Raw genomic sequence first — 11667 nt, 5'->3', positions numbered from 1 at the left:
TGGTTGCCGGAAATGGTGATGGTGGAATGCACGATTGCATCGGCATCACGCTGCCAATCGATGCTGCCGTATTGTTTGTCGTAGCCCACGATGGCGTTCCCGCAGACCTTGGCGGTCGCCGCATCGTCTTTGCCGTCGTACCACGCCGCCTTGTCCCAGAATCCCGAATAACCGCTGCCCTGTTTCATGACGGTTCCGACGACGCGATCCTCCGTGACGGCGACGTAGCCCCATTCGCTGCTGCCTTCGTATTCTTCCGGCAGCAACATCGTGCGAATCATTTCTCCGCTGGCGGCATCGATCACCCACAAGCGGTCTTTGACCGCGGCATAGACGTGCGAATCATCCGCACACCAGTTGCCACAGTCACGCGGGATGTTGACGCGTCGCAAGTCGGGGATTTCGAGCGACCACAGCACGGCGCCGTTGAAGGCATCGAGTGCGATCATGCGGTTCATGCCTTGATGAAACAGCCGGCCGCCGACGGCCAGAGGCGCGGGCATGCGTGGGTTGCGGTCGATACCAAAATCCGCCCCCGGTCGGCCGATCCATTTCACTTCCAAGTCGGCCGTGTCGTCGACGCCGCCGAGCATTTCGCCGGAGTAAGACGCGTTGCCGCTGGAACCGTACTGGTGTCCCCAGGCGGCGAGTTCCGGGGCTGCGCGTCGTCCGAAATGGACGTCGGGGTTGATGGCCTGCCAAGCGTATTCGTCGTTTTGGGTCTCAGCCACTTCATCGCCGCTGCCCAGCTTGATGATCTGACCCATCGGGGAAAGCAGGCCGGCGACATCGTTGACTTGATTGGCGCGAACAACGACGACGTTGGCGATCGCGTGGGGAACGTCTTGTTTCAGTTGAGCGGTCAGACGGATACCGTACGTTCGATCGGCATACCATCGTTTGCGCAAGCGGTTCAAGGTGTCTGAATCATCGACCGCGGCGACCACCGTCATCGACGTCCCCGCCGCGATCGCTTCACACCAAGAAGGGGACACGTCGCCCCACACGACCGCGTACCCGCCGGGCTGGACCAGCCGCTTGATCGCCTCCTCGGCTCCGGCGGGCACCCCGGATGCCTCGACCACCGGAGGCGTGTAGTTCATCCCGCCTTCGAGTTGATAAAAGGAGCTAAAGGAACGCTTGCCGCCTTGATTCAAGCCGAACCGATACCAGTAGTTTTGGCCCGGGACCAGATCGTCCACGACGACGCGATGGCTGGTGCCGGAGGATGGCGAAGCGATGACGCGTCCCAGTTTTCGGGTCGGCCCAAAAGCGACGGCGGCCGGACCGGCGATCGTCGTTTCCCAACGGATCTCCGCCGAGGTCGGCGTCAAAAAGCGGACACCGGGGCGGACGCCGAAGGCGATCGGCTCGTCCGGAAGTTTTTTGTCTTGGGCGTGGGACGAGACTGCGAGCCCGATCCAGAACGCGACGATGACCAACAGGCGGGGAGACATGATGGCGTTTCACCAAAAAAATCGAGACGCAGAAAGGAGAGGACTGACTGAGGGTAATTGTGTCGGGGGCGGTAGTCATCAGTGATCGTAAGCTGGAAGCTTACAATCACGGTGGTCGCGGCGAGCCGCGAGAAACGCAAGCTAGAAGCTTACGCCACTGCGAACGCATGGTGGAAGCTTACGTCTCGGTTAAGGAATCAGTTTCATTGTCTTCATCCAGTTGGCCGCCTGCTCGGGCCAGCGGGTGACGGGCTGGTCGGTGGCGCGGAGCCCGTAGCCATGGCCGCCGGTCGCGTAGACGTGAAGCTCCGCCGGCACGCCGGCTTCTTTCAGTGCGCCGGCCAACGTCAAGCAATTGTGAACCGACACGCGATCGTCAAAGGCGTGGGCGAAAAACATCGGCGGCGTGTCTTGCGTGACCTTGATGTAGTCGTGCAACTGCGCGGTGCCTTTTTCGACCATGCCCGCTGCATAAATCAGCATCGCAAAATCGGGCCGGATCGAAACCTGATCGACTTTGTCCACCGCTTCGTACTGACGCTCTTCCTGAAACAGGGCGGTCAAGCCGGCGGTTTCGCCGCCGGCGGAGAAGCCGCAAATGCCGATGCGTGCGGGATCAATCTTCCACTCTTCGGCGTGTGATCGCACCAGACTCATCGCCCGTTGGGCGTCCTGCACGGCCGCGCCCCAACGACGATCGGGGTCCCGCGCCGGCACGCGGTACTTTAACACGATGGCAGTCACGCCGATCGAATTGAGCCACTCGGCGACTTCGGTCCCCTCCAGGTCATACGCCAAAATGTGGTGTCCACCGCCCGGGCAGATCACGACGGCCGTTCCGTTGCTCTTGTCCGCCGGCGGTTGATACACCGCAATCTGGGGTGTCGACACATTGCCCAGCTTGATGATCCGCCGCCCCGCGATCAACCGATCGTCCGGCTTGGTCTGGTCCGCTTCCGCGGGCAACGTTTTGGTTTCGCCCGGTGGCGTCCCCGGCCAAACGTTCAAGACCATCGGATCGCCGGCGACGACCTGCGGCAGCGATGTAAAAACGGACGCGGAGATCAGTGCGATCAAGAAGACTGGTTTCATGTGAGTTTCCGGGGGTGCGTGAATCGAGCGACCGTCATTCTAGTGCTCTCGCTACGTTCATTCTTGGGGTAGCGGAACTCACCGAGAATTTTACCGGGCGATCTATCGAACATCCTACCCACCGATCGCAGCGTGAACCCACGGATGACAGGGCGCAAAACATCCGTGGGTTCGCGCTGCCATCCGTGGGCCCCGTAATCTCCCCATCGTTCCGCAAGTTACAGCCTGACCTTTCCCCGCTCGACAAACGCAACCGTAAACTAAAAGTTGACAGCGCACTAGCTTCGGGCCCAACAATCGTGCGTCGGGCGGGTATCCTGCAGTTAAAACAGAGACGCCCTGGTCTCGGACTCTCCCCCCTTTCGAGATCCACCGACATGCGATCGGCCCGATGGACCTGCATTGTTTTCCCCTTGCTGTTGTTCTGCATTCCTGTCGCGTGCGACATTCCGGCCGCGGCGCACGATTACTTTGTGATTAAAGTCGTCGATCAAGCGACCGGACGCGGGGTGCCGATGGTCGAGCTGAAAACCGTCAACCATGTCCGTTATTACACGGATTCGGCGGGCATCGTGGCGTTCGATGAACCGGGATTGATGAACCAGTCCGTTTTCTTTCACGTTTGGAGCCACGGCTACGAGTTCCCCGCAGACGGTTTCGGCTATCGCGGCAAACGATTGAAGGTCCAGCCCGGCGGCATGGCAACGCTGAAGATCAAGCGGGTGAATCTCGCCCAACGCCTGTATCGCATCACCGGTGCGGGCATCTACCGCGACAGTGTTCTGGCCGGGCATCCCACACCGATCAAACAACCGGTGTTGAACGGTCAAGTGTTCGGATCGGACAGCGTCGTCAATGCCGTCTACAAAGACAACCTGTATTGGTTCTGGGGAGACACCCATCGACCTTCGTATCCGTTGGGCAATTTTGATGTGCCCGGTGCCGTGTCCCGGTTGCCGTCCGACGGTGGACTGGATCCCGAAGTCGGCGTCGACTTGGATTACTTTGTCGATGACAGCGGGTTTGCAAAACCGACGGCCCAGTTGCCTGGAAAAGGGCCGACCTGGATCAACGGCTTGGTCACGCTGGGCGGCAACACGGACCGTGAGCGGATGTTCGCGGCCTACGTCAAAATCAAGCCACCGCTGACGGTCTATGAACGCGGGTTGGCCGAGTTCAACGATCAAACCTATCAATTCGAAAAACGGAAGGCATTCGCAATCGATGCGCCGTTGTTTCCCGCTGGGCACCCCTTCACACATCAAGACGATGGGGTTCAGTACGTGTACTTCGCCGACCCGTTTCCTTTGGTCCGTGTCCCGGCGACCGCCGAGGCGCTGAGTGATTTGTCGCGGTACGAAGCATACACGTGCCTGAAACAGGGCAGTCGTGCGGACTCCCTCGAGGTCGTGCGGCACAACGGTGCTCCGGTTTTCAGCTGGAAGCCGGACACGATCCCCTTCACACCGGCACTTCAAAATCGACTGATCAGGGAAGGCCAACTCAAAGCGACCGACGGATTGTTTCGCCTGATCGACGAAGCGGGAAAATCGGTGACGATGCACCGCGGATCGGTGGCCTGGAACGAACACCGGGGACGCTGGGTGATGATTGGGGTTCAGTACGCGGGCACGTCGATGCTGGGCGAGGTCTGGTATGCCGATTCGAAGAAACTGACCGGCCCGTGGATCAACGCTCGAAAGATCGTCACCCACGAGAAATACAGTTTCTACAACCCGAAACAGCATCCGATGTTTGCCAAAGACGACGGGCGGGTGATCTTTTTTGAAGGCACGTACACGACGACGTTCTCCGGCAACGACGCCCCGACACCCCGCTACGACTACAACCAGATGATGTACAAGCTGGATCTGGCGGATCTGGGTTTCGGAGAACGAAACGCAAGCGAGTGAATCGATGTCCAGATCGCACGGTCTCCCCTCGTTTTAGGGCTCCGCCTAGCCGCCTTTTCGCCCACGTTCCCGCGTAAAATGGGTTATGATGGCTGACCCGAACTCGCGCCGCGAGTGCCTTCCCTCCTAAATCCCACATCCGCTTGGAGTCTATTCAGATGAAACCATTTAGTCGTCGCCAGTTTAACGTCGCATCGGCCGCCTCGCTCGCCGGGCTGGCGACCGCCGTTCACACCAGTTCGGCGGCCAAGGCAGCCGACGGCCCCAACGAAAAACTGGGCGTGGTGGTGGCCGGTGTAAACGGACGTGGGCAATCGCACATCGCGGGATTCGGCAGCGATCCGCGGGCCGAAGTCCGCGCCATCGTCGAAGTCGATTCCAAAGTCGCGGAGCAGCGTGCCGGTTCGATCGAAAAACGAACGGGGCTCAAGCCGAAGGTCTACCGGGACATCCGCGAAGCGCTCGAATCCGATGACTACCAAATCGTGACCTGTGCGACACCGAACCATTGGCACGCGTTGATCGGCGTCTGGGCGATGCAAGCCGGCAAAGACGTCTACCTTGAGAAACCGATCAGCCATAACGTCAACGAAGGACGGGCGCTCGTCGAGGCGGCAAAAAAGTATGGCCGGATGTTTCAAACCGGAACGCAGTGCCGCAGCAGCAACGGCGTGATCGATCTGGTCGATTTCATCCAGAGCGGTGGGATCGGTGAAGTCAAATTGGCTCGCGGGCTGTGTTACAAACGCCGCAAGTCGATCGGCCCGATCGGCGACTATCCGATTCCCGATTCGGTCGATTTCAATCTCTGGAGCGGCCCGGCGACCTACACCGATCCCAAGGTGACGCGGCAACGCTTCCATTACGACTGGCACTGGCAACGCCATTACGGCAACGGCGATTCGGGAAACCAAGGCCCTCACCAAACCGATGTCTCACGCTGGGGATTAGGGCTGGAGCGTCACCCCAACTCGATCCTGACCTACGCCGGACGTCTCGGTTATCAAGCCGAACGGAAAGACCCGAGCTATGTCGATGCCGGCGACACCGCCAACACCCAAGTCTCGATCTACGACTACGGCGACAAAACGATCGTTTTCGAAACACGTGGCTTAAGTGTCGACGATAGCGCCGACGACGAAATCAACGCCTTGTTCGGCAGCAACCGAGGCAACAAGATCGGCGTCGTCTTCTATGGCAGCGAAGGTTACGCGATCCAGGGTCCGAATTATGAAAACGGACGCGTCTTTGACCTCGATAAAAAGCCTGTGCGTGATTTCAAGCACAACAGCAAAGAAGCTGGCCAGCTCAACGAGTTGCACATGAGCAACTTCATTGACGCGGTCGTCTCGCGTGACGGGTCCAAGCTGAATGCCGATGCGATGTGCGGACACCTGTCCGCTTCGATCGCGCACCTGGGTAACATCTCCTACTACGTCGGCCAGGAAAACCGCGTCAGCCCCGATGAGATTGCCGGCGCCGTGGAAGCGTTCGGGTCATCCGATGATGATTCCGCGACGCTGCAACGAACGCTGCGACACCTGCGCGACAATGGTGTGAAACCCGAAGTCGAACAGTTGTCGCTCGGCCCGGTGCTGAAATTCGATCCGGTCAGCGAACGCTTTGCCGACAACGACGCCGCCAACGCGATGTTGACCCGCCAGTACCGCGACGGATTTGTCGTCCCGGATCCGAGCAACGTCTGATCGGCAGTGACTGATCTGTCATACTGAGCACTGATACTGAGCAGCGAACGGATAGAAATGGTTCGTTCGTTGCTCAGCGAATCGTTCTCAGCGCATCATTTGGCGGCAAGGCAGACGACCGATCCATCCTTCAAGCAGACGAAAAAGCTGTTGTGGGCGATCGCGATGCCGTCCCAAACCGGTGCCGCGTCAAATCGCAGTTCTTGTAACGGGCGACCGTCTTCGGCGTCCAACAACCAGGCGATGCCGCCGTTCCGGCCGGCGTAAGAGGCATTGGTCTGTTCCGCCGAGTAGTCTTTGAGCAGCGGAACGCCAGCGGCCATCACCGTGTTATCCGAAGCCGCGATCGCGTGGCCGGCAAAAGGCGTGGGTGTCGTCCAACGCTGCTGCCAGGTGCCCATCGCGGGGATGGCCGACGCGTCTTCTTTCTCGCCCATCCCGCCGTAGCTTCCCGAATAGACGCTGTACAGTTCCAACGGGTCGAGCCCGCGCCCGCGACCGGGCAGATTGCGACCGGGCGCGTAACCGCGAACCTCGTAAAACAGCTTGCCGTCAAAGGCGATCGTGTCGCCGGCCGGACCAGCGCCGAACTTACCCATCGCGCCGCCGTAGCGGAGATCCCGATCCACGGTCCAGTAGGTGCGGTGCTGGGGTGATTCGTTCAAAAAACCGGGAGACGCCATCAGGTGCAGGGTCTTCACCCTCTCTGTCGCGACGGGTTCCAGATCGGGATTGAAGGCCTGGTTTCGCATGAACAACTGGTCGGCCGCACAGGAGAAGATGTCGCCTTTGCAACCTTCCAACTGGAACTGTCCCCGCGCCTGGACGGGGAAACTGCGGGCGTCGTCCTGGTACGGGCCCTGCATGATTCTGCCGTGCTTCATCTCGCCGGAGACCGGGTCGAGTCCAAACACGGCGATACCGCCATCGAGAAAGGTGCTGCGTCCGGCGGCAAAGTAAGCCGTGTCATCAAACATCATGATGCTGCCATGCACCGGCCAAGCCGATTCCAAACGCCCCGTGTCGCAAATCAATCGTCGCTCGGGCATGCCGTTGAACGTCCACACCAATTGTCCGTCGGAGGCTCGCAGACAGTAGACCGATCCGCCGCGGCTGCCGACCAGGACCAAGCCGTTGTGATACGTGGGAGGGCTGTCGATGCGTCCGTCGGCGATGAAGGACCACCCGATGGCGCCGTCTTCGCGATTGAGCGAATACAACGTGTAGCCGTCTCGATCGGCGACATACACACTGTCGCCGGCGACCACCGGCGCGGTCGGATGCGCCCCGAGATCGACATTCCATTTGGCCACCAATTCGCCCGGAGTCCGCCCCGGCGTGATCCCGCTACGTGAATTCGAATAGCGGTACGTCGGCCAGTCGTCCACCGAGGCCGCCGGTCCATTCACGGTTCCAAACGCAGGCCCCTTCACCAGACGCGGCTCGATCGAAACGTTGAAGCGGCGGTCGGTATTGCCCGAACCGTTGTAGAAACCGTTCACGCCGGTCGCCATCGTGCCGATCGCGCACTGACAGACATAGGGGCCGTTGTAGAGCATGCCGTTGGCGGGCATCACTGCCAGCCCACACGTCGAACGCGCCCAGGGATTCGGCGTTTCCGCCGTCCCATCGAGCTTGACAAAGTCGCTGCCGCCGGACGCGCTGTTGAGGTAATAGCGATGCGTGATGCGATTGCGATAGCAGCGGTCATGCGACATCGGGCCGGTCATCTCCTGGGCCAACGTCCGGACGACCTTGCCGGTTTTAGGATCGCGGCCGTTCAAGTCGCGGCTCCACACCAATCCGTCAGCGACGAAGATCTCGGTGCTCTTCATGTAATTCTGTCCGGCCGGTGCCGACCAAAGCGTCTTGCCATCGCGAAGACGCTTCGCCGTCATGGTGTCATGGATGGCGCAAAAAACCATCTCGTCGGTCGGCACCAACGTGGGATGGACGTTGGCAGAAAACAGAGACGAATCACTGGGTTTCTTGCCACGTCGAAGCGCCCGCCCGGCCTCCTTGGTCACCGGTGGCGCGGCCTTGATCGGAACCGGTTCGGTCCACAACACGTCCCCGCTGACGGTGTCCAAACAGGTCACGCCGCCGGTGCTGTGATAGACCAAGTGGGGACCATTGACCGCAAAGGTGCCGCCGGTGTACTCGTCCATCATGGCGCGAGTCCAACGTTCATCGCCGTCTTTCAGATCCACCGCACACAGCTCCACACGTCCCTCGGTCGCCGCCGCTTTGGGCAGCTTGTAGGGCGTTCCCTTGATCACGTACAGCGTTTGGCCATCGATGGCAAACTCCGTCGCCCGCTTGGTGTGCGGGTAAACCTGCCTGACCGCGCCGGTGCGGATCGCGTACGCCGTGACGGGATCACCGAAACCGGAACAGACGTAAACGTACTTGCCGACCGCCGCCAGACACCGCTGCTGCTGAGTCGGAATCGATTTGATGCTTCCCGTCTGCCACTTGCTCCATTGTTCCATCGGCCGCTTCCACAGCTCGATGCCGTTGAATCCGTCACGAGCGACCAATTGGTAATCGACCGGCGCGTTGATGTCTTCGGTCGTCGCGCGATCCTCGATGGTCAACAACACACCATCGGCAGAAACCATGTTGGTCAACGAAGGCGAGAGCGACTTGGAACGTCCGTATTCCGGCGTGTCGTGCCAACGGAGTCGTTGGGGAGGCCCCACGTCATCTAGCGAGACGCCGTTGTTATCCGCGCCGTGCAAGAACTGATTCCACTGATCCAGTCCATCGGGGACCGGCTTGGCCCGCTTCTTCCATCCATCGGCCCCTTGCACCACCAGACGCCCCCCCGGAACCAACACCCGCATCAGTTCGGATTCGGGAACTTCGGACGAATCCTTGCACAGCACCAGATTCACCAACCCATCGACGTAGGGCAGGTCGCGGCCGTTGTAGAGTTCGCACGAAACCTTCCCATAAAGCCCCGCCTGCTGAATCACCTGCCGCGCCGCCGCGACACGGTCCGGTTCACGCAGCAGCGCATGAATGACGAAGGGTCCATCGGTCGCCAGATCCGCGATCGATTCTCCGTCTTCAAAATCAATCGCGACGACGATCCCGCCGCTGAACTTGAATTGTTCAACGAAGCGATCTTCGGCGTGCAGCCCGGACGGCAGCAGGCCGATGAGGCAGACGAGGGTGGCGATCCGTCCGACGAGAGATCGATGGTGGTTCATTCGCATGGTGACTGAATCCAGTTCCAGGGCTTCGTTGTTTCGATTCTCCAGGCCGCGTTGTCTGCCATTGAGTATCGTCCAAGCAAATCACCCTCTCAAGGATGTACCGCACCGATCTGCGTGCCACTCCCGCCCGCCGCCCCCCGTCAGGCATTGCCTTAAAAATGAACCTGAGTGCGAGTCAATCGCACATTCACGCTGACCAACTGTCCCGTCCGCCAGTCTCGGACCCACAATTGCACCCAGCCGCTGTGTGTTGCCTGCAACGCCACGTTGAGTGGGTAATACATGCTGATGCGGCGACCATTGACGGCCAAGATTCGGTCTCCGACTTCCAGCCCAACATTCCAGGCGGCGGTCCCGGGATAAACCTGGGTCAACTGCAACCCGCTGGGCGTGTAGTTTCCGTAGACGCCCAAGTACCAACCACCGAAGTGGTGATGGGGATGCTTCGGCTCGACAAAGCCACCAAAACCATTCGCTTCCACCGCCGGCTGTGCTTGCAGTCTCTCCGAAACTCCGGCGACAAACGCGGCGAACACGAACACAGAGAACGCGCTGATCGCGAATCGACGCCTTAACATTGACCTTTTCTCCTTGTTTCTCAAAAGGAGCAAAATCGGCATCGGCCGGTTTGCTCGATGTTTTCGTTGCCTTTCCCATGGGTCGCGGATCGCTCCCGATATCGATTGGCCCGACCGCATCGAAACCGTCACGCGCCGGATTTCAGATTCCGTGGCGTTAGCGGAAGCCATGGAATGCTCGGCAGGAAAGGAGATAGCGGAACGGCGCGAGCCGTCCGGTGTCAGCGTTGAAAACGCTTGGAACGACCGGAGGGCTCGCGCCCTACCGCTAAATAATGCTTCACAGCGTTACCGTTCGGGGTCCTGCCACCTGCTTCGGGCTTCGAAAACCCGTCATCCGACGTCGCGCCGCTTCCCGCCGGCCGGCCGAAACGTGACAATGAGGATCAGACCGTTGGGGCCTGAACTGCTCGGCCAAATGGGATCGATCCGGCTTCACGGCGAGGTCTGACCTGATGACCGAAGTGACGAACATCCTGTCGAAGATTCGCGAAGGGGACGGCGCGGCCGCCGACCAGTTGCTGCCGCTGGTCTATGACGAACTCCGCAAGTTGGCCGCACTGAAAATGTCGCTGGAACATCCGGGCCAGACGATCGAGGCGACGGCCCTGGTGCACGAGGCGTACCTGCGGTTGGTCGACGGCAACGAGCACCGCAATTGGGACAGCCGGGGACATTTCTTTGCCGCGGCGGCGACCGCCATGCGGCGAATCCTTGTTGACAATGCACGTCGAAAGAAAAGAGTCAAACACGGTGGTGACTTTCAGCGACTGGCATCCGATAATGTGGAGTTGGCCGCGCCGGAAATTCGCGAGGACCTCGTCGCGCTCGATCTGGCCCTCGATCGCCTGAAGTCCATCGATCCCGCCGCGGTGGAACTCGTTCAGTTGCGTTACTTCGCAGGGCTATCGATCGCCGAGGCGGCTGCCGTGCTCGGCGTTTCACCTCGTTCGGCAGACAGGCTCTGGGCCTACGGACGAGCATGGTTGCGAACCGAATTATCCGAGTCGGAGGACAGATAGCAGAAAACAAGAAAAAGCTTGGCGTGAATCCCGTCACCGCGACGCATTGAATTCAGAACGTCCCCGATCCTACTGGCAATCAAGGGCTGGCCGATGAATGAACGCGAACTCTTTCTCTCTGCGTTGGAGCTTTCCGACACGATCGCCCGGCAGTCCTATCTCCGTTCGGCCTGTGGCGACGATCTGGAATTGATGCGCCGCGTCGAAACGCTGTTGGCCGCCCACGAACAAACCGGCGAATTCCTCGACGCGCCGGTTGCGGAACAACTGGCCACCGCGCAAGCCGATTCCCAGACGACTGCCCAGGCGAGTGCCCCAGCATCCGCAACCGCAGCCGGGCTGGACAGCTCTCGTCCGAGACCGCGTTCGGCGAAGACGGAGGCGACAACCGGCGAATTCCCGAAGGCTGGCGATGCCGGTCGGGACGGCTCGGAGTTCTTCGCGGCCTGCCCCCCCAATTGGCTGCAACCCTCCTCCCGCGCCGATTCCATCGGTCGACTGGGACAATACGAAATCCTGGAGGTCGTCGGGCAGGGCGGCTTCGGGACGGTGCTGAAGGCATTCGATACAAAACTGCAGCGGGTGGTGGCGATCAAGGTGCTCAATCCAGAACTCGCAGCGATGTCGCCGGCGCGGAAACGCTTTCTTCGTGAGGCTCGTGCGGCGGCGGCGATTCGG

7 protein-coding genes and 1 pseudogene are annotated in these 11667 nt (G+C 60.3%); 4 read left to right on the top strand and 4 right to left on the bottom strand.

Annotation, left to right across the window (positions count from 1 at the left end):
• Together ABX749_RS07690 and ABX749_RS07685 are read right to left on the bottom strand one after the other, a co-directional pair.
• Positions 1–1457, bottom strand: a 1457-nt coding sequence (locus tag ABX749_RS07690) for a hypothetical protein (protein WP_372895457.1), incomplete at its 3' end; no start/stop codon positions are given.
• Between the two features lie 189 nt (positions 1458–1646).
• Entirely contained in the window at positions 1647–2549 is a 903-nt protein-coding gene (locus tag ABX749_RS07685; RefSeq protein WP_372895456.1) for an alpha/beta hydrolase, read from the bottom strand.
• 377 nt (positions 2550–2926) lie between these two features.
• Between ABX749_RS07685 and ABX749_RS07680 the strand changes: the two genes are divergently transcribed.
• A complete protein-coding gene (locus tag ABX749_RS07680; RefSeq protein WP_372895455.1) occupies positions 2927–4462 on the top strand; it encodes a hypothetical protein in 1536 nt (511 codons plus the stop codon).
• A gap of 158 nt (positions 4463–4620) precedes the next feature.
• A complete protein-coding gene (locus ABX749_RS07675) occupies positions 4621–6168 on the top strand; it encodes a Gfo/Idh/MocA family protein (RefSeq protein ID WP_372895454.1) in 1548 nt (515 codons plus the stop codon).
• A gap of 95 nt (positions 6169–6263) precedes the next feature.
• Here ABX749_RS07675 and ABX749_RS07670 read toward each other — a convergent pair whose 3' ends face one another.
• Entirely contained in the window at positions 6264–9383 is a 3120-nt protein-coding gene (locus ABX749_RS07670; protein ID WP_372895453.1) for a PQQ-binding-like beta-propeller repeat protein, read from the bottom strand.
• 158 nt (positions 9384–9541) lie between these two features.
• The gene (locus ABX749_RS07665) at positions 9542–9967 is read right to left on the bottom strand and encodes a PDZ domain-containing protein (RefSeq protein WP_372895452.1); all 426 of its coding nucleotides are present in this window, start codon (positions 9965–9967) and stop codon (positions 9542–9544) included.
• Positions 9968–10422: 455 nt separating this feature from the next.
• Here ABX749_RS07665 and ABX749_RS07660 point away from each other — a divergent pair, with 455 nt between their 5' ends.
• Complete coding sequence (locus ABX749_RS07660; RefSeq protein WP_145213667.1) at positions 10423–10989, top strand: ECF-type sigma factor; 567 nt, start codon at positions 10423–10425, stop codon at positions 10987–10989.
• Between the two features lie 93 nt (positions 10990–11082).
• Positions 11083–11667 (top strand): annotated as a pseudogene (locus ABX749_RS07655) (hypothetical protein); the annotation flags it as partial.

Origin of the sequence: Stieleria sp. (genome assembly GCF_041595215.1) — a bacterium.
Taxonomy (GTDB): Bacteria; Planctomycetota; Planctomycetia; order Pirellulales; family Pirellulaceae; genus Stieleria; species Stieleria magnilauensis.
This window is presented reverse-complemented; position numbering and strand designations above follow the sequence as displayed.